Below are 19,631 nucleotides of genomic sequence, written 5' to 3' on the forward strand. Positions count from 1 at the left end.
GGTTCAGGCCACTGCGGAGTTAACGGCAAGTCGAGCCGGTTGCCCCAGGATGGCGGCAGCGGCCAGATGTCCGCTCATGGTGGCTCCTTCCATCGAGTCGATGTAATCCTGGCGCGTGTAGCTCCCGGCTAAATAAAAATTGCTGACCGGTGTGCTCTGGTCAGGACGGTAAGGCTCCATCCCTGGCGCTTCCCTGTAGAGGGACTGTGCCAGCTTCACCACGTTGCTCCAAGTGAGTGTGAGATTTGCGGCGGATGGAAATAGCTCTCGAACCTGACGATCAGTGTGTTCAACAATGTCTTTAACAGACTTACGCATCCAAGGATCGCCAGGCGTCAGGACGCACTGCAGCAACGACCCCTCACCTTGCTTGCGGTAATCCTCGGGGCTGGCCAAGGCAAGATCCGCAAAACAGCTGAAGTCGGCATCTGCGGTGTAGAGCAAATTGTTCAGACCTGCCGGGTGACTGAGGTCGCCACGACTCTCACCATTACTATCACCCAATTCAGTCACCCAACCGTCGTAGCGCAACTGAACAGTGGCCACGGGCACCGCTTCGAGATGATGAATGGCCTCAAATTGCGGAAAACGACGCCATTCCTCTGGAAGCAAACGCTGGATGCCAGGCACGTCACAAGCGGCCAAATAGGCATCAGCAATAACATTTCGTTCGCCATCAGGGGTGCTCAACTTCAAGCCCGTGACTTCGGGTTGATCTCCCTGACTGAACTCGACTTGCTTCACCGGATGGCGTAGATGCAGCTTGCCTCCACGCTGTTGGATGTAATCAAGAATGGGACCGGTCAACCAACGATGGGGTGAACCCTTGAGCAGGTTGAGTTTGGAGGCTTCGGTTTTGGCCGCAAACATCATGAAAATGGTCAACATGCAGCGGGCGGAAATCGTTTCACAGTCGATGAAACCAAGCGCGTAGGCGATCGGGTTCCACATCCTGCGGATGCTCTCTGGACTGCCGCCATGCCCCACGAACCAGTCCTTGAAGCTGACTGAATCCAGAGCTCGGATCGTGCGCATCGCGCCTTCGTAATCCACCAGGCCTCTGACAATCGGACTTGTACCAAGGGCGAGAGCGTTGCGCAGTTTGTCGATCCAACCCAGCTGAGGGGTGGTGAAGAACGCTTTGAGACCGTTGAAAGGCGCACCGACAGGGAATCGGAAATCCAGTTCCCGCAAGTCTCCACCTTGGTTCACAAACAAATGAGTGTGATCCTTGGGCAAGAGATTGTCGAAAGCGCCCACCTTGCGCATCAGTGCGAACAGGTTGGCGTAATTGAAAAAGAAGACATGCAACCCCATTTCGATGTGGTTGCCATCCGGATCCACCCAGCTGCCCACCTTCCCGCCCATGAAAGGACGAGCCTCATAGAGATTCACCTCATGGCCTGCATCCACCAGATCCACAGCAGCGGAGAGGCCAGCCAGCCCAGAACCCACAATCGCGACCCGCACCGTTATGAGTGCAACTGCGAGGACTCTATGAATTGATCAGGCTGAACTGCTTTAGGCAGAACAACTGAAAGGTTCATAAAGTGAAGATAGGTCCTCGTGCCACTGCCTCCAATGTCCAGCAGCGAAATCACAGCTGAGACCGCAACCTCCAGTGAGTCTCACACCGCCAGAGACGGCAAGGGCATCCTGATTACAGGGCCTGCCATGCAGCAGCTGGCCAGACTGTGCACCGACCAAGGAAGCCAACAGGTTCTGAGAGTGGGCGTGCGCTCGGGAGGCTGCAGCGGCATGAGTTACACGATGGATTTCGTGCCTTCATCAGACATTGATAAAGATGATGAGCGCTATCAATACGAAGCACCTGATGGCGCCTGCTTTGAAGTGATCTGTGATCCCAAAAGCCTGCTTTACATCTACGGCATGCAATTGGACTTCAGCACAGCGTTGATTGGCGGCGGTTTCAATTTCACCAACCCCAACGCCACCCAAACCTGCGGCTGCGGAAGTTCCTTCGCCGTTTGACCGATCAGTGAGCATCTGGCTGCTGTGGGAATCTGAAGGCATTGCCCGACCGATCAGCACTCCATGGAGTCCAGCCAGGAAAGTCTCTTCCAGCAGGCGATGAACCGTTACCAGCAAGGAGCTCCGGCTCAGGAGTTACTCGCTGATTTTGAAACCATCACCTCAGCTGCCCCTCGCCAGTCGGCAGGCTGGACTTGTCTGGCGTGGCTTCAGTTGCTGAGCGATCAGTCCGAAGAGGCCCTTCGGTCTGCGCGGATGGCGGTGAAGCTCAACAATCAGGATCCTCAGGCCCGGATCAATTTGTGTCTGGCGATGCTGGAAACAAAAGCCAAAGGCGTGAGAGATCAGATTGAAGTGGTTCAGAAGGTGGTGGCTCTTGCACCGGAAGTGGGGGCTGAGCTGAAAGAATCCATCGAAGATGGTCTTAAACGCCGACCGGACTGGTCGGCGCTGCTCAAGGTGAAGGCCTGGCTGGAGCTCTGAAGTGGGCCGACTGCTGCTGCTCAGCAACGGCCATGGAGAAGATCTTTCCGGTGCTCTGCTGGGACAGGCACTCCAGTACGAAGGCCATGCAGTGGACGCTCTTCCCTTGGTTGGCAAGGGACAGCCTTATCGGGACGCTGGCATTGCACTGATCGGAGGCACTCAGGAATTCAGCACGGGTGGCCTTGGTTACACCAGCTTGCGCGGACGTCTGACCGAGCTGTTGCAGGGACAGGTGGTCTATCTACTGCGCCGCCTGCTGAGGTTGCTGCGCATCGCCCACCGTTACGACCAGGTTGTGGTGATTGGAGATGTGATTCCGGTGATGGCCGCCTGGCTCTGCAGAAGGCCTGTGGCCACCTATCTGGTGGCGTACTCAAGTCACTATGAGGGAAAGTTGCGCTTGCCATGGCCATGCGCTGAGTGCTTGCGCAGCCCTCGCTTTCAGGCGGTATTTAGCCGGGACCAGCTCAGTGCGGACGATCTAAGCGCACAGCTGCGAAAGCCAGTCAGGTTTCTGGGCAACCCGTTCATGGATCCGATCCTGAGAGACGATCGACGCCTGCCAAACGCAAGCCGGCGACTGGGACTACTGCCGGGAAGCCGCCGGCCTGAGCTAGAGGAGAATCTGGTCCTTTTGCTGGGAGTGGTTGAACATCTGCCGGCAGCATTGCTGAGCAATGGTGAGCTGCAGCTCGAGCTGGCACTGGTGTCCTCCCTGGCCGACGCTGCACTTTCAGAGCTGGTTGCACCGATCGGCTGGAGCCTCAAAACTGCCGATAGCGGGGCGACAACTCTCGTGCGTGAAGATGCTCATCGGGTGCAGATCCGCAGGGGAGGGTTTGGAGCTGTCCTGCACAGTTCCGATCTTCTGCTGTGCATGGCAGGAACAGCAGCCGAACAAGCCGTGGGGCTGGCCAGACCGGTCCTGCAGCTGGTGGGTGAAGGGCCTCAGTTCACAGCAGGATTCGCGGAGGCTCAGCGCCGTTTGCTGGGCCCGACGGTGTTTTGTGTGGATGGCGAGGCGGGCACGGCAACGACCCTCCAACGCACTGCGGCATTAGCCCTCGAACTTCTGGAGCGCAGCCACCTTGATCAGCAGCTGCAGCGCCTGTGCCAGGACGTCGCGCTGAACCGCCTCGGTGAGGCCGGCGGCGGGGCCAGGATGGCGGCATCGATCTCGCAACTACTGCGGGCGTCCGAATGAGCAAACCGAACAACGAACCCATCTGGAAGCGCTGGCTGGACCGCGTCCTTGTTCTGAATGTCTTCCTGGTGATCGCCGGTGCTGGTTGGTTCGCAGTCGCGATTATCGGCAGCAGTCAAGGTTTAGAAGCGCCGATGCGAGTGTTCATGCGCCTGTGGGAACCTTTGTTCACGCCCGCCATCGGCCTGCTCATGGGCGCTGCTGTGCTCAGCGGTTGCTGGAGCTGGTGGCAACGTCGAGTGCAACGGGCAGGGTCGGACAGCGGAAGTTGAATCCCAGTTGGCCGAGCCGACTCGAACTCACGAACTGACCCTCCAGAACCACCTTTGAACCATCACCCAGCAGCAGCTGCAGCATGGGTCCTGGCACCGGCAGAAGACTTGGTCTGCCGAGACAACGGCCAAGACTTCCAGCAAAGACTGCCATGGTCACAGGGTCGGGAGCCACGGCATTGATTACTCCAGACCAGGAGTCTTGTTCCAGAGCACTCTGAATGATCCGGCATAAATCGCCACGTTCAATCCAGCTCATCCACTGCTGACCAGAACCGATCGGGCCACCAAAGCCTGCGCGGAAAACGGGCAGCATTTTGGCAAGAGCCCCACCATCTGCTGACAAAACGATGCCGATTCGCAGCACCACGAGCCGAGTTGCTGCTGGCTTTTCAGCAGCAGCCTGCTCCCACTTCTGACAAAGACGTGCAAGAAAATCCTGACCGGTCGGGCTGCTCTCCTCGAAGCGGCCATCAAGACTGCTGCCGAAATAGCCAACAGCAGAGGCATTCACCAGCACAGATGGAGGCTTAGCCAGGGTGGCCAGGGCACTCACCAGATGACGCGTTGTGCCCAGACGACTGGATTCCAATGTCTCTAGGTGCTGGACAGTCCAGCGCTGCTCTGCGATCGGTTCACCGGCGAGATTCACAACGCCGTCACTAACAGTCAGCGCATCATGCAGAGGCGTGGACGCAGCCCAGCTGGACTCCACAGCTGGATCCACCTCAATCCACTGAAGGTCTCTTGCAACTTCAGCTGAGAAGCCAGCCGGCGAAGCTCGGCGGCTAACGATGGTGAGTTGATGACCGGCGGCCTGCAGAACGGGAATCAGACCACGGCCGACCAAGCCCGTGCATCCGATCAGCAGAAGGCGCATGGCAATGGCGACGTCAAGTCGTCGAGGTTAGGAAGCGATGGAGGGATCGGTGTCCTCGAGAGGCAAGGTGAGATTCATCTTGCGCGCCATGGGCACCAGGGCAAAGCCCTGGATGAAGAGGCCATACAGAACCACAGCCAGAGCGAGCGGAGGCATGGCCAAACCCCAGCTCACACCTGGCGTCGACCAGGCCTGGATAGCCATGGCAATGGGCACGGCACCGCGCAGGCCCGCCCAACACACAAAGATCCTTTCGCCAGAACTGAATGGCGTACGCCAGAGGAGTATCTGCACCATCAGCAGACGCACCAGCTGCATCACCAGAAACAGCACGAACGCGAGAGCGGCGGATTTAACGACATCCTGAGGATTCACCACGAGCCCCATGCAGAGAAACAGCAGGAGCTCGGCCATTTTTGCGTAGCTGGAATGCGCTTCCTCCAAGCAATTCTGGTCTAGGTCGGCACTGTTTCCAAGAACCAGACCTGCCACATAAGCCGCAAGCAAAGAGCTGCCGCCTAGCAGTGAAGTACCACCACTCAGCACCATCAGCAAGGCGAGGCTGACCACCGGCAACATTTGGGTCTGGTTCAGCCCCATGCGTGTTCCCAGCAACTGCACCGTGAGGCTGCCGCCGAGGAAGCCAATCAGAATCCCAAGCAGGAACTGACGGACCAAATCGGTTACGAGCACTCCAGCTCCGACACCCTCACCACCGGCCAGTGCTAGAGCCAGTCCGGCGAGAACGACAGCAATGGGATCGTTGAACCCCGACTCGCACTCGATCAGATCCGTTAGCGGCTTCGGCAGACGGCCTTGGAGAGGACGCAGCAAAGCCAGAACAGCCGAGGCGTCGGTGCTCGCGACCATGGCGCCAACGAAAAGGCTGCGAGGGAGCAGGACGGAGATCGACTCCGTGCCTTGCGACAGACCGAAGCCGAGGACCACCAGCGTGATCAGAGCGGCCGTGATCAAGACGCCGATGGTGGCCAGACGAGCCGCTGAAGGAATCACGCCACGCACTTGCTGCCAGTTCGTGGTGAGACCTCCGAAAAACAGCACAAGCACCAGAGCCGCCTGAGTGATCTGCTTGGCCTGATCAATGCTCAGCAGTGTGATTTCGTGGCTGCCTGCCACATCCACGTGATTTTCAATCAGCAGACCGAGCAGCAGCACCATGAGGATTCCAGGAACCCTCACCCTTGCCGCCAAGTCATCCAGCAGCACAGCAACCAGCAGCAAACCACCGAATGCGACCAGATAGAGAGAGAGGCCGTTGTCCAAACCAACGATGGAAGTGGTCTTGAAGGGTTCTAGCCTGGCCAACGAATAACGACCCGTGATGGCAGAGACAGAGTCGAGCCCTGCAGCAGCTGCCAAACCCCCCGCACCCCTGAAGAAAGGTGCGCTGGTAAGGGTGAATCGGGCGGCCTATGCCGGCAGTGTGGAGGCTGGAGCCAGCGATCCTTATCCACCGGCCTACATCTTCGAGGGTCCGGGAGAACTGTTAGTGGTGAAAGGCGACTACGGCCAGGTGCGCTGGCGCCGGCCGGTCCCGGATGTTTGGTTGCGCATCGATCAGCTCGAGCCTTTTTCCTGAGAATTCAGCGACTCCTCAACTGTGGAGACTGCTGCGGGCAAGGATTGAACAGCTTCAGGAAGTCGCCAGATGGCGCCACCAAGAACAGCAGAGAGCGATTCAAGACTTACCAGAATTGGGTGCCGCCCATGTCGCCCAAGTGCCGCTGAGGCCACCGAAGAAGCAGACCAGGGATTCCAGCCCGCAAGCAGCACCACACTGCGATATGCGCTGGGCCAGGGACTGTCAGGATGCGAGTTCTCCAACCGCTCGAAATGGTGAGCGGCCTCAGCGGGCCTATTGGTCAAGACCGCCAGCAGGGCCAGAGTCCAGCGAGCAGAATCATCGGATGGATCCTGATTCAGGCGTTCAATAGCCGCCCGCCGCAGCGGTGCTCGATAACTGAAATGACCGTCAAGCATGTGTTCGATCGCCACACTGCTGAAGACGGGATCGAGCCCTGCAGGTCCTTGGGACAGTCCTGCAGCGAGCTGGGGAAAACGCTGTTCGAATCCAACAGGAGACTCTGAATCAATGCGTCGCTTCCAGAGCGAGTAACTGCCTCCCTTTGGACGCGGAAACACCTCCACCTCCTCAAAGACCCCGCTCTCACGCACAGCCTGATCCAGAGAACTCGCAGGCCTGCGCACCGAGCCCTGGTCACCTTCGGCAAGCAGGACCCAGTTGGCATGGGCGAGCACAGGCTGAATGTGATCGATGCTGCCGCCGAGCTGGCGACCCACCAACCGTCCCCCGTTGCGGCGACCGTAGTAACTCACATTGTGCTGATTGAGATCAGGAGTGCTGGGAACAACGATCAACGTGTTGGGCTCCGCGACGGGATCCGCTCCACCAGCTCTCTCAACGATCGATTGAAGAGGATGACGGTTGCGGGGGCGCAGACGTGCGGACTGGGCAGTCCATGCCGGTGCGATCGCGACCAGTGCTCCCGCAGTGAGAGCCAATCCAGGCAGCCAGGCTGATCGAGAAGGCCAGCGTTGCTGGATCCACACCCCCCACTGCCACCAGCCGCGGCTCAGCACAATCAGCAACGGCGGCAACAAAGGGGCGAGGTAACGGGCGTCCTTGTTGGGGCTGAGATTGGTGACCAACCAGCCAAGAAAGAGCGTTCCCACCAACCAGCTCCAGGCATCGCCTCGATCCTGTTGATGGCTCATCGTTGCCATTCGAGGCCTGAAGTGCATCACGACCAGCAACACAAGGCCTGCCAAACCGATCCACAGCAGTGCCGAGCCGATCTGAAGAGGCACCTGACGCAAATACCAGAGCCAGCCCGACAAGCTGAAGACCCCGGGATCACCTTCACGAGCCGCAGACTCAATCACAGCTCGATTGGTGCCACCGAGGGTCGTAATCCAGTTGTGCCGAAGCCAGGGGAACACTGAGATCAGAACCAGAATCAGTCCTGCCAGCGCCTGCCGTCGACGGCCTCGCCCGATGCGTTGAGCGGCAACCAGTGACCAAGCCAGAGCGGGAAGCAGCACCAGCAGAGCGCTCTGTTTCACCAGCAGTGACAACGCCACCGCAAGGGCAGCGAGCCATGCCTGCCACCATTGGCCGCCGCCACGAGGACTCCACCAGGCACCCAGACGCCAGAGCGCTAATGTGACCATGGCGGTCAAAGGCAGCTCAAGCACGTAGTCGGTCCTGAGTTCCAGCAGCATCGGTGCCAAGGCCACAGCCGCGGCAGCCAGCAAAGCGAATCCCCTGGCTGATTCTCTTGGGCGCAGGAGCTGAAGTGCCCAACCGGCACTTGAGAACAGCAGCAAAGCATTCCAGAGGCTCAACGTCCATGCCGCCTGGGCGGGAGCATCGCCAGCCGCGGCCATCACCGTGCCGTTCACCAACGATGCCAACGGGGGAATCTTGGGCGAGAGGTCGAGGAGAGCATTCCACCCTTGCCAACCGCCTCCGGCCAAAACACCGAGAGCACGGCCATGGTCAAGCGCGCTATTGAGGTAATCCGCCTGATCCCAGGAGGGCAAGCCAGCGTGATGGCCCCACCACAAACGATCAGCAACGGTGGACAGCAGCCAGACCAGGATCAGGAAAACACGGAACGGCCCGGCACTCATCAACCGATCTCCAACCTGCGCCTTTCTTGCTGAAGACGCTGGCGCCGTTGACGTGCCTCCCGCAGCATCTCCCGACCGTCATGGAGATAGCTATCGACATAACCCATCGTGTAACGCTCCAGCTCCGCAACGGCATCCTCCACCTGAGAGAGGCAGTGATAAACGCTCAAACCAAAGCCACGGGCCGACGGCGGAGTGGGCAAGGACTGAAACAGGTTCTTGACCTTGTCCAAACGGTTTCGGCTCTGCTCCAGATAAGTGCAAAACGCCTCCATCAGATCATCGTCATAGGGATCGGCTGAAAGAGCTTTCAATTCCGCAGCGAAAGGATTAATCACCTGCCCGAGCAGACGATCAATCGGGGCGTAAACCTTCTGCAGCCACGTGGACAATGCCTGGTCTTCGCTAGCTCCCTGGCCTGATGCATGCCGTGCCGCCTGACTGGCTCTGGCATTGCGGGCCCCACGGGCTCGTGCTTCCTCGCGGACGGACTGCGGGGATCCCTGCTCACGATCAAAGCAACGCCTGGCCTCCGGATCACCGAGCTGTTCCCAGGCGGCGTTGAGCGCCAGGATTCGCTCTTCATCGCCTCCTGCGTCGGGGTGGTGCTGCTTCACCAGGCGGCGATAGGCCGCTTTGAGTTCGGCCTGGGTGGCGTTGGATGTCACCTCAAGAACCTCATAGGGATCCTGGGGGTGATCCGAGCGATTGGAGAACGCAGGGCTCAAAGCTGACCATCCCGGCGCGCCGGCAGAACAGATGCAGCACTGAACATCGGCGTGGAGAGATAACGCTCGCCGAAGCTGGCAAGAATCACCACGATTCGTCGTCCGGCCATCGCTGGACGCTGTCCCACCTTCAACGCTGCTGCAACAGCTGCTCCGCTGCTCACTCCGCAGAGCAGTCCTTCTTCCCGGGCAAGACGCCGGCCCAGTTCCATGGCCTGCTCATCGGTCACTGCGATGACCTCATCGATCCATTCCTTCTCCAGAACCGGAGGGACAAAGCCAGCCCCGATGCCTTGAATGCGGTGCGGACCTGCTGCCCCGCCCGATAGCACTGGGCTGGCAGCAGGCTCCACTGCAATCACTTGAAGATCCTGCTGCCGGCTGCGTAGCACTCGGGCACAACCGGTGATGGTTCCTCCCGTCCCCACACCGGCCACCAGAGCATCCAGTCGGCCTTCTGTGTCCTGCCAGATTTCCTCTGCGGTGGACTTCGCATGCACGGAGGGATTGGCAGGGTTATCGAATTGCTGAAGCAGATAGGCCCCTGGAATCTCTTGCACCAGCTCCCTGGCGAGAGCGATGGCGCCCTGCATTCCTTCATTGCCTGGGGTGAGCTGCAATTCCGCGCCGTAGGCACGCAGCATCGATCTCCGCTCCGTGCTCATGGTGTCAGGCATCGTGAGAATCAATCGATAACCTCGCGCTGCCGCGACCATCGCCAGAGCAATGCCGGTATTACCGCTGGTGGGCTCCACCAGCACAGTGCTGCCCGGCACGATGGTGCCGCTTTGTTCCGCCGCTTCGACCATGGCCCCCGCGATGCGGTCTTTCACTGAGGCCGTGGGATTGAAACTCTCAAGCTTCGCAACAATCTCGGCTTTGCAGTCGAAGGCCTGAGGAAGACGATTGAGCCGCACCAAGGGCGTACGACCCACCAACGCTGTGATGTCGGGAGCGATCGGCATGCGGGTCGAGTGACTGATGCTGCGTCAAATCCATCCAATCATCACAAGCGCAGATCAGGCACTGCGATTCCGCACGGGTCGACTCCCCAATCATTCAAACGAATAAAAAAAGCCCCCCTTCAGGAAGGGAGGCTAAATACACCGAAACCGGTTCTGAATCAGAAGCGGAAGGTTGTCTTGACGAGACCACCAAAGTTATTGAAGGTCTCATCACTACTGTCAGCCAAACCAGTGGTGTTGGCGCCCAGAGGACGGCTCAAGTAGAAGATGGCGGGAGTGACAGAGATGTTGTCAGTCACTTGGAACATGTACCACCATTCCCAGGCGTAGTTGCCATCAGCGACAAAATCGCTTCCGTTGTTGTAATCGGAGTCATTTTCCCAGCTGGTCACGAAGGTCGGCTGGCCAACAGCCATACCAGCTGCATTGCCTTTCAGGAAGACATCAGCCCACTGAAGGCCCACATACCAGGACTGGGATGTTGCTCCGCCAATGGAGCCGGTGGCACCATCTTCATCACGGAAATTGGCGTTTTTAGCGTCAACTGAGTTGTAACCCCAGCCTGTGCTGATACTGGGGAACCAACCTGCATTTTCAGGAGTCCACCAGGCACTTACACCCACGGAGTTGGTCGTACCCAAGCCACTCATGAAGTTGGCAAGGGGTGTTCCGTTACCGGAATAAATACCAGCTCCGTTGTCGCCCGATGCATAGTTGTATGCAGCAGCAATACCCCAGTTGTCGGGGGCATAGGCGATCTGAATGGTTCCGCTGCTTGAGGCGCAATCGGTTCCAATACCGCCGCAATCTTCCGTATCTCGATCAAAAGCGTTGTTTGAGTCGATTACAGAGGGGTTGCCGTTTTTACCGTTGCCACTCACGTAGTTAACGCTGATGCTGAAGTCGTTGTCAGACCACCAGAGACCAGCACCTGCACCGAGTTGCAGGTTGTAGGTCTGAGGAGCACCGGCGTAGGTGAAGAAGTCGAGGACAGTGTCAGATGGATAAGCACTTGGCCATACAGCCAGCATGTCGTCCTGACGGACACGGCCACCCACTGTGGCGGTGAAGTTGGATCCGATGGGGAATTGATACCAGATTCTGTTGACATTGATCTGGTCGGGACTGCCTTCTTCGTAGGCGGTCTCCATCGTGGTCAGACCCGAATAATCGCTGTTACCGCCGAAAGCAGAGTTAGCGAAGTTGCCCGCACGCAGCATGGTGCGCAGAAGGTCCTTACCAGTGAAACTGGTGTCAAGGAAGAGACGGGTGTCGTAGTTAAAGGTGGTTGCGCCGGATGCAGCCGCCGCGAGATCCGCAACCTTTTCACCACCGACTTCAGCACTTCCGCCGTAGCTGTTGGCGCCGATCACGAAGGTGGTCTGGCCTGTCAATTTGGTCGTGGTGGAGAACTGGGTTGCTTCCAGTTCGCCAACGCGAGCTTCCAGACCGTCAACACGACCCTTAACGATGGCGAGTTCCTTTTCGAACTCCTTCATCAGGCGCTTGAGCTCGTCGGTCACCTCGGTGACGCGGTCGAGACAGGCGTTCAACAGTGCAGCCGCTTCGAAGCGGGTCATTGCACGGTTGCCGCGGTAGGTGCCGTTGGGATAGCCGGCAACGCAGCCGTAGCGCTCAATCAGGTTGCTGAGAGCCTGATAAGCCCAGTCGGTCGGGTAGACGTCAGAGAACTGGGTGATGCTGGTGACCTGATCGACAGACACCGCGCCTTCGGAAACGGAGGCGTAGTCGGAAACACCTGCAAAATTGACTTCAGTTGCACCGACTGCCACAGGAGCCAGAAGGCCCAGGGCAGCAGGAGCAACTAATAGTTGCTTGAACAATTTCATGGGGAAGGGTCCTCACACACAGAACCGGCGAATGTATAAAACGCCACAGTGAATCTGGCCGATCGCCAAGGTCAAACACCTATGTGGTGTGACAGCGCGAATCCTGACATGTATCGATTAGCACCAAAATCAGCGATTTGTGTAAGAACGGTGACCAAACATGCCTGTCGTGAATGCATCTCAGCAAAAGAGCGCGAGAGAGGGTATTACTTCAAAACGATGCCCCCGACCGGAAACCGATCGGGGGCTCTCGCCGGGACCACTCTGGCGCGGAACCGATTGATCACTTGAGGGAAGGTGCCGTCAGCCGGCGTTCTCCGCGATCAGCAGACCCTGAATTAAAGAACTGGAACTCATGGACACCTCCTCCTGAAGGATTGTGAATGCCGGTGACGCGTTCGAAATCAAGGATCGCTCCGGGGAGCGAAACCTGAATTCACGACACTGCATCCTGTACCTCAGGACCATACTCAGATTCGTCAGCCCTGTGGAGTACACCTGGGCTCCAACCCCATGTCATCCAAGCTTCCCTGGCGGATCCTCTTCACTCTCTGGGCTGTCGCAGCTGTTCTATCGCTAGTGGGCCTGGGGAATGTGCCACTGAGGGACTTTGATGAAGCCACCGTGGCGAGAGTGGCCCTCGAACTTCACCAGGGTCAAGGCGAAGCGGCATGGCTGCCAACACTCTGGGGGAATCCTTACCTCAATAAAGCGCCAGGCCTGCATTTGATCATCGCAGCGTTGATTGGCATCAACCCATCCTCAGGACTTCCTGATGAATGGACGATCCGAATTGCACCGGCCCTTCTTTCCACACTGGTTGTCCCGTTGGGCGGACTGATGCAGTGGACGCTTCGACCCGGTGACCGATCAAGCACGCTTGCCATAAGCGCCATTCTGATGACGCTTCTGCCGGTCGCTCGCCATGGGCGAATGGCCATGCTCGATGGCACTCAGCTCTCCGTCATGGCGGCGCTTTGGTTGGGACTGATGCATCTAACTTCAACGCATCAGCCGCGGCGTGTAGGACTGCTGACCGGATTAGCAGCAAGCGCGATGCTTCTGCTGAAAGCCCCCCTACTGGTGCCCGCCGCCGCCGCCGGAGCGCTGGCTATTACCTGGGGGAAGGAATGGCGGCATTGGCAACTGCCACAGACATGCTTAGGAATTGCAGCAGGGGTGGCGCCAGGCCTTGCCTGGCATGGATGGCATGCCCTTGTGCGCGGTCAATCTGCACTGTGGCTCTGGGGGGGTGATGGCGCAGGACGCGTTCTTCTGGATGCCGGCGAGGGAAGTGACCTCGGCTGGCGAGTGCCTTTCATCGAAATGCTCGAAGGAGGCTGGCCTTGGCTCGCCCTCTTCCCGATTGCGGTGCTGTGGGCCTGGCAGCTCAGAACCACACGCTGGGGACGATGGAGCCTGAGCCTTCTGGTCGTATTGAGTGCATCGATCCTGCCTTTACGCACTCAGCTGCCCTGGTACAGCCACCCTCTCTGGCTCCCAGTGGCCCTGCTCTGCGCACCGCTGTTTGCCTGGATCGTGAACCAGAAGGCCTCACCTGAAACACCACTACAGCTGCGAGGTCTTCTGAGCAGAGTTCCACGGCTCTGGACTCTGATGGGCCTGCTGCTGCTGATTCTCCTGGGGGCCAGCATGACACCGCTCGCATCTGCTCTCAGCGACTATCGGGGGCCGGCCGCAGCTCTGGGGCTGGGCTGGAGCGCTGGGGGGTACTTGCTCATGACCAGAAGCATCCGTCAAAGACGACTGGGCGCCTTAAGCCTTGTATGTGGAAACCTGGGGGCTCTAGCACTGATCTTCAGCTCACCGCTCTGGCACTGGGAACTCAATGAAACATGGCCCGTTAAACCTGTTGCCGATCTGACAACACATGGGCAGGGACAACAGATCACCATCGTGGGGCATAACGAAAGGCCCAGCCTGAATTGGTACGCAAAGCAGAGAATTGCCCGAAATCGTTCAGACAAGAGACTGCGCTTGAGCGACAAGCAGCAACATCAGTGTGAAGTCTTGGCCAGATACCAAAAGTGGACTTTGACTAATTGCGATAACATGCTCCTAGAAGATTAAAGTCGTGTCCTTCACAACTGGATCAGAAAATATCGAAATTCTAGGATTATCGATCATCCTGCCGACATACAACGAGGCTGGATCCATCGAGACAATGGTGTCCTCACTTCTGGAACTCACCAATCAATATCAAGTCGAAATTTTAGTTGTTGATGATGATTCCCAGGATGGAACTGCAAATATTGTACGAAAACTGGCAAGACAGGATTCCCGGATCAAGTTAATTCAGCGCGTAGGGCGCTCCGGACTAGCAAGCGCCATCAAGGAAGGGTTAATCGCTGCCATTTATCCGTTTGCGATTGCCATGGACAGTGACGGACAACACGAACCCTCCTCAGTCTTATCAGCCATTCAGCATCTTCAGGACGGCGCTGAACTAGTGATTGGAAGTCGCTTTCTTGTTAACTCTAAAATCCATGGGCTGAGTGAACGCCGAACCGAAGGTTCCAATCTGGCTAATCGCCTAGCGAGATGGAGTCTTCCCAACAACTATTGCCACCTGACCGATTACATGAGTGGCTTTATCGCCATGGACCTCAATCGCTGCATTCAGTTGATCAGAAAAGTTGATGTCAACGGCTTCAAATTCTTGTACGAACTTCTTGCGATCAGCAAAGGAAAGCTGAAAATCACTGAAATACCACTGAATTTTCAACCACGACTCCATGGAAGTTCAAAACTGGACTACGCCATACTTTGGGATTTTGTTGTATCACTGATTCACACTGCCCTGTTCAGGCTCCTTCCGCGAAGAGCAATCAGCTTTGGCCTAGTTGGAGTCTCTGGGGTCGTTGTACAACTGATCATCACGTCGCTGGTCATGGCTCTTGGATTGAGCTTTCAAAAAGCGCTGCCTGTTGCTGTGATTTCAGCCGCGAGCTCAAATTATCTAATCAATAACAGCTTGACATTCAAAGACCGACGCCAGCATGGCCGACGATTACTCAAAGGTCTTCTCAAATTCTTACTCGTCGCCTCTCTTCCTTCACTGGCCAATATTGGGCTGGCAACTGTTTTCTACAATCTAGTTCAGGCCAATGCTGTTATTGCACAACTATCAGGAATCATCGTGGTTTACATCTGGAATTATGCGGCATCATCGCGATTTGTCTGGAACACCCCCTGAACCGCTAATTCAATGACAGCGAGTTGCCTGGGAAGCCGAAAGCAAAATCTGCTTGCTGATGCGACCTGGATTCCAGTAAGTCTGGGAGTCATCTTACGCAGCATTCAAGTCTGGATGCCCATCACCGGTATCCACAGCTGGCGGCAAGCTGATACTGCAGCGATGGCTCGACATTTCCATCTGTCAAAGACGCCGATTTGGTTGCCACAGATTGACTGGGGAGGTGAATCTACTGGCTATGTGGAATCAGAGTTCCCACTATTCCCATACCTAACGAGTCAGCTCTATCAATTCTTTGGCATTCACGAGTGGCTGGGACGCTGTGTCTCGATCCTCTGCAGCGGATTAACCATTTGGCTCATCATTCGGCTTGGACGACGCTGGTTTGATCCGACAGCTGGCTGGTGGGGCGGAATGGCCATGGCTGTCGCTCCCTTAGGCGTTTATTACGGCCGGAGCTTTCAAGCAGAAGCACTGATGTTGCTTTGCGCTGCTGCGGCACTCGAGTGCCACAGCTTTTGGAGCAGTCAGAAATCAAAATGGGGACTGGTTCTGAGTTGGCTGTTTTTTACTACTGCGGCATTGATCAAAGTAATTCCTCTGCTTTGGCTAGGACTTCCATTACTACTGGTGCATCTGACCCCGGCTCCACGGGAGCAAGCAATAACGCTCCAAGTGACTGCTCAGCAGTTGCTAAGGCTATTTCGATCCCCAGGTTTCTGGATCTATGGCGGAACATCGATTGCGATTATTTCAGCCTGGTATTTCCATGCTTACCACCTTGGTGAAGCCAGCGGGTTGAGCTTCGGATTCTGGGGGGAAGACAGCGATCGCAGCAACATCGGACTCATTCTGAATCTTTCCAGCTGGCTGAATCTGACCATTCGCATTGGCACCAGGTTGTTGTGTGTGATCGGCATCCCATTCCTGATTCTTGGAGGAATTCGCAGCTGGTCAACAGGCGGAGGGCGCATCGCGATCGGAGGGTTGATCGGGCTGTTGATTTGCACAGTCGCCACCATGCGTTCCAGCACTGTTCATGAGTACTACCAGTTCCCGCTGCTGTTGTTCACATCACCGCTCATTGGATTGGGCTGGAACTCTTGGCAGAGGCAGCGAAACGGACGATTGATCTGGACGTTTCTGGGGCTTTGGATGATGGTCAGCGTCGTTGTACTTTCACTTGATTACTGGGCTATCGAGGCTCGCCAGAGCAGAATCTGGATGCCACTGGCGAAGACCATCCGCAATGAGCTCCCGGCAGATGCTCGACTGATCACAGTGACTGGCCCTGACCCGACACTTCTCAATCTCTCTCGTCGTCAGGGTTGGCTCATCTCCAGCGGGAAAATCACCCCATCGAAAATGACTGAATTGAAGCAAGCTGGGGCAAGTCATCTGGCAGGAAGCTTTCTCTGGGAGGAGACCTATCAGGCCATGCCAGAAGATCATCAAAAAACACTTCGTCGTATCGCATCCTCTAGCGATAACGGCTGGATCGACGAAAGACATCAGACGTTTCTTATCCCACTCAAGGATCTACCGACAGACTTTTAAGTCATCACTGCAGACATCATCATTGAATCCACGGACAATCTCTAGCAGATCCTGCTCTATTTGACACTGATCCAGCCAAATTCTGCTGTCGCTGCAACACAACGGCTCCCTGATGACAGTGCACCAACTGATAATCACCCGATTCAGTGAGCTTGTTCAACTCACGCCGAATCGAACGCTGCTGATTGTGCTCAAGATCGAACACTGGAGCGAGCGGTGAATAAAACCCTGGGAATGCCACAACCCAATCAACATTTTGCGGATCTCCATCGCGATCGCGGTAACGAATGTGTTTCGGGAAGCGGATGACCACATCCCGTTGAGCTAAGAGAGGCAGAAGGGGCGTATCGGCCGAAACGGAAGCCTGCTCCGGGATCATGGCCACGGCCTCAAGCGCAGCGGCCCTTCGATCGAGCATCTCGGTTGGAGGTACATGCACCCAGGGAGAAAAACTGTCCGGGACCAGTGCTGAAAGGCTGCGATGTGGATTACCAACCAGAGTGAGCAGAAGCCCGAGGGCGAGGGCTCCTGTCCAGCATCGACGAATCCATCGTCTGGACCAGATGGCGGGGTGGGTCTGCCACCACAGGACCGCTCCCAGGTACAGGCCGGGAACCAGGGCAAGCACATAACGCAGCGTGACAGACAGTGCTGAACGTCCCTGGGAGACCAAAGCGATGAACAGAGGAACGGCCACAAGCAGCAACGAATCAACGGAAAGCAGCGGGATAAACAGCAACGGCAGACTCAAAGCAAGCAGGAACCCGAGCGTGCTGCCTGGCGGTGACACGATTGCCTGAAGCAGCGCCAGAGGCTGGCGGAGCATGCCGAGCATCACCGCAAACGTGCCACCTGAAACGTCCTCAACGAGATGTCCAAACTTCTCCTGAAGAAAGCGATCCGAAAGTGAGGAATCAACCGCCGGCTGAATCCAACCCGTCACTAGTAGCACCCAGAAAAATGCCATCAGCATCAAGCCGACAGACATCCAGCGCATACCTGGCCGCCTAACAAGACCCCATAGTCCAAGCGAAAACAACACCAGACCGCTGTCCTCACGCACCAGCAACAGCAGCAGCGCGGTCAGGATCAGCTGACCACGACGGTCCTCTAGAAGTGCCTCTACAACAAGAAATCCAAGGAGTGGCAACCAGATGAGATCGTGAAAATTTTCAAGTGCAGGTCCGATCACCGCGCCACTCAGGTAATAAGCGGCGGTAATCCTGAGGGCGAGAGATTCGGGCAGACGCCTAGAAGCGATCCGCCATAACACAAGACCTGCCGCCGTCAGCACGGACACCTGCGCTATCGGTAATGCCCAGCTGCCGAGGAAGACAAGCAGAGGAGCAACGAACAGCGTGAGTGCATTGGCATGCTGACCAAGGTGCAGATAACCGATGCGGGGCAGCTCCCCACCCACCTTCACAGGACCCGATAAAACAGATGAAAGGCTGCTTTCAAAAGGCCTCCCCTGAGCAGTCGACCAGAGCTCCTGCAAAAACAAAGCCTGGTCGTAGGTGGCGCTCAAACTTTCTAGCCGCCAGATCTGAATGGTCAGACACAGCAGAAAAAACCCTCCTGCCAAGAGGATCACAGGACGAGGACATGACCAGCGGGCTGAAACACCCGTTGCGAAGGGGTCGCGCATGCAGCCCTGACTTGATGTCTGAGCAGGCTACGGATTGCTTGAATCAAGTACTCCGGGTTGCTGCTCGGCGGCTCCCAGCAAGACATACGTCCTGAGAAGCAGCAATAAGCCCGATCCATAGAGAACAAGCTCACCCCATTCCTGGTCGCGGTTGTGGATGACATCAGACCATGACTCTGTAGCCACGCAGTAGGCAAGACCCACTACCAGCAGAAAGAGTGGCCAGCTGTATTGAGCAGGCATCAATGCCTGCACAAGTGTTTTCCGCTGTGCTGACGATCGACGCAGGGCTCTTCTGCAGATCCAAGGAAGCAGAAGAACCGCTGTTAACAGAGCCACTGTTGCCAGGAACGTGAAGAGATCAAGACGATCCTGAAACCATCCGATGTTGTGAAGAGTGGTCTCCTGCTGAGCGTTGATGGAGCGAATCGATTCCGGCGTCTGCCAGCCAAAAATCACCTGACCCCAGGCCAGCTCCTCCAGCAGCAGTAAGGCAAGAAGCACTGCAAAACCTCTGGCCAGCAGGCATGGGGCTGGGTGCTTCAACTGTCGCCTGAGATCAACCCCGATCAGCCAGGCCACCCGACAGGCTGCAGCCAGAACAAGCACCTGACTCCATTCCACCAAGCCACCTTCGCCGAAGACAAGCCGTTTGTAGGCATCCATGTCTGCAGAGCTGATCTTCAAAACGGCAATCAACAGAATCACTGCTGCGACCAGCAGCCAAACTGTCAGGCGACGGGCACGATGGGCAGGCAGATCTGCATCGGCCAGCATTCGCTTCATCCATGGGGAAATTCGCCCCCATGCCACCACAACCGCCAGAACCAAAGCGAGCAGGAACCACCCTGAATCAGCCGTATTTCCAGCGCCGAACCAAGCGAGCACAAGCTGGATGAAACCGATCATGAATGCCAAAACTGCCGCGGATCCCAGAGCGACAATCAACCAATGCGTTAAACGCACACCCCTGGCATAGCGCATTGAAAATGGCATGTCCCAGACGTTAGGAGCACGGGGTCTTCGATTTGGCCATAAAAAAAGGGCTCCTTGTGGAGCCCCGAGACGGATGGTTTGAAAGGATCAAAGCGCGTTACCGCGTGGCAGAACCTCTTCAGGGAAGACGAAGTTTTCGTGCGGCTGGTCAGCCGGTGCCA

Annotated in this window: 17 protein-coding genes and 1 pseudogene; 8 read left to right on the plus strand and 10 right to left on the minus strand. The window is 57.0% G+C overall.

Annotated features, from left to right (window positions below):
- Positions 1-3: 3 nt before the first annotated feature.
- Positions 4-1,470: a 9,9'-di-cis-zeta-carotene desaturase gene (gene zds, locus DXY31_RS14115; RefSeq protein ID WP_114994373.1), complete on the minus strand. Its 1,467-nt coding sequence runs from the start codon at positions 1,468-1,470 to the stop codon at positions 4-6.
- 111 nt (positions 1,471-1,581) lie between these two features.
- Between zds and DXY31_RS14120 the strand changes: the two genes are divergently transcribed.
- From DXY31_RS14120 to DXY31_RS14135, 4 genes are all read left to right on the plus strand, one after another.
- Complete coding sequence (locus tag DXY31_RS14120) at positions 1,582-1,992, plus strand: iron-sulfur cluster assembly accessory protein (protein ID WP_114994374.1); 411 nt, start codon at positions 1,582-1,584, stop codon at positions 1,990-1,992.
- A 63-nt stretch (positions 1,993-2,055) separates the two neighbouring features.
- Positions 2,056-2,475: a M48 family metallopeptidase gene (locus tag DXY31_RS14125; protein WP_114994375.1), complete on the plus strand. Its 420-nt coding sequence runs from the start codon at positions 2,056-2,058 to the stop codon at positions 2,473-2,475.
- A gap of 1 nt (position 2,476) precedes the next feature.
- Positions 2,477-3,682: a lipid-A-disaccharide synthase-related protein gene (locus DXY31_RS14130; RefSeq protein ID WP_114994376.1), complete on the plus strand. Its 1,206-nt coding sequence runs from the start codon at positions 2,477-2,479 to the stop codon at positions 3,680-3,682.
- The gene (locus DXY31_RS14135; RefSeq protein WP_114994377.1) at positions 3,679-3,954 is read left to right on the plus strand and encodes a hypothetical protein; all 276 of its coding nucleotides are present in this window, start codon (positions 3,679-3,681) and stop codon (positions 3,952-3,954) included. Before DXY31_RS14130 ends, DXY31_RS14135 begins: the two co-directional genes overlap by 4 nt.
- On the opposite strand, the gene DXY31_RS14140 is transcribed toward DXY31_RS14135, so the two are convergent.
- Both DXY31_RS14140 and DXY31_RS14145 read right to left on the minus strand, forming a co-directional pair.
- On the minus strand, positions 3,890-4,834 hold the full coding sequence (locus DXY31_RS14140; protein ID WP_114994378.1) for a TIGR01777 family oxidoreductase: 945 nt from the start codon (positions 4,832-4,834) through the stop codon (positions 3,890-3,892). The genes DXY31_RS14135 and DXY31_RS14140 overlap by 65 nt on opposite strands.
- 27 nt (positions 4,835-4,861) lie before the next feature.
- A complete protein-coding gene (locus DXY31_RS14145) occupies positions 4,862-6,118 on the minus strand; it encodes a cation:proton antiporter (protein WP_114994394.1) in 1,257 nt (418 codons plus the stop codon).
- A 58-nt stretch (positions 6,119-6,176) separates the two neighbouring features.
- On the opposite strand from DXY31_RS14145, the gene ndhO reads away from it, so the two are divergent.
- A complete protein-coding gene (gene ndhO, locus DXY31_RS14150) occupies positions 6,177-6,434 on the plus strand; it encodes an NAD(P)H-quinone oxidoreductase subunit O (RefSeq protein WP_114994379.1) in 258 nt (85 codons plus the stop codon).
- On the opposite strand, the gene DXY31_RS14155 is transcribed toward ndhO, so the two are convergent.
- From DXY31_RS14155 to DXY31_RS14170, 4 genes are all read right to left on the minus strand, one after another.
- The gene (locus tag DXY31_RS14155; RefSeq protein ID WP_114994380.1) at positions 6,413-8,509 is read right to left on the minus strand and encodes a phospholipid carrier-dependent glycosyltransferase; all 2,097 of its coding nucleotides are present in this window, start codon (positions 8,507-8,509) and stop codon (positions 6,413-6,415) included. The genes ndhO and DXY31_RS14155 overlap by 22 nt on opposite strands.
- Complete coding sequence (locus tag DXY31_RS14160; protein WP_114994381.1) at positions 8,509-9,237, minus strand: J domain-containing protein; 729 nt, start codon at positions 9,235-9,237, stop codon at positions 8,509-8,511. Before DXY31_RS14160 ends, DXY31_RS14155 begins: the two co-directional genes overlap by 1 nt.
- Positions 9,234-10,202, minus strand: coding sequence for a cysteine synthase A (gene cysK / locus DXY31_RS14165; protein WP_114994382.1), 969 nt, complete (start codon positions 10,200-10,202; stop codon positions 9,234-9,236). Before cysK ends, DXY31_RS14160 begins: the two co-directional genes overlap by 4 nt.
- 158 nt (positions 10,203-10,360) lie before the next feature.
- Positions 10,361-12,052: an iron uptake porin gene (locus DXY31_RS14170; RefSeq protein ID WP_114994383.1), complete on the minus strand. Its 1,692-nt coding sequence runs from the start codon at positions 12,050-12,052 to the stop codon at positions 10,361-10,363.
- 513 nt (positions 12,053-12,565) lie between these two features.
- On the opposite strand from DXY31_RS14170, the gene DXY31_RS14175 reads away from it, so the two are divergent.
- The 3 genes from DXY31_RS14175 (at position 12,566) to DXY31_RS14185 (ending at position 16,826) form a co-directional block, all read left to right on the plus strand.
- Positions 12,566-14,143: a glycosyltransferase family 39 protein gene (locus DXY31_RS14175; protein WP_114994384.1), complete on the plus strand. Its 1,578-nt coding sequence runs from the start codon at positions 12,566-12,568 to the stop codon at positions 14,141-14,143.
- A 4-nt stretch (positions 14,144-14,147) separates the two neighbouring features.
- Positions 14,148-15,269, plus strand: a complete 1,122-nt coding sequence (locus tag DXY31_RS14180) for a glycosyltransferase family 2 protein (protein ID WP_256359639.1) — start codon at positions 14,148-14,150, stop codon at positions 15,267-15,269.
- Positions 15,270-15,383: 114 nt separating this feature from the next.
- On the plus strand, positions 15,384-16,826 hold the full coding sequence (locus DXY31_RS14185; protein ID WP_114994396.1) for a glycosyltransferase family 39 protein: 1,443 nt from the start codon (positions 15,384-15,386) through the stop codon (positions 16,824-16,826).
- A gap of 19 nt (positions 16,827-16,845) precedes the next feature.
- Here DXY31_RS14185 and DXY31_RS14190 read toward each other — a convergent pair whose 3' ends face one another.
- From DXY31_RS14190 to DXY31_RS17875, 3 genes and pseudogenes are all read right to left on the minus strand, one after another.
- A complete protein-coding gene (locus tag DXY31_RS14190) occupies positions 16,846-18,474 on the minus strand; it encodes a DUF2079 domain-containing protein (RefSeq protein ID WP_114994385.1) in 1,629 nt (542 codons plus the stop codon).
- Positions 18,475-18,501: 27 nt separating this feature from the next.
- Positions 18,502-19,470, minus strand: a complete 969-nt coding sequence (locus DXY31_RS14195; RefSeq protein ID WP_137025004.1) for a pectate lyase — start codon at positions 19,468-19,470, stop codon at positions 18,502-18,504.
- Between the two features lie 87 nt (positions 19,471-19,557).
- A pseudogene (locus DXY31_RS17875) lies at positions 19,558-19,631 on the minus strand (photosystem II protein D2); the annotation flags it as partial.

The sequence above is a fragment of the Synechococcus sp. UW179A genome, assembly GCF_900473965.1.
Taxonomy (GTDB): Bacteria; Cyanobacteriota; Cyanobacteriia; order PCC-6307; family Cyanobiaceae; genus Synechococcus_C.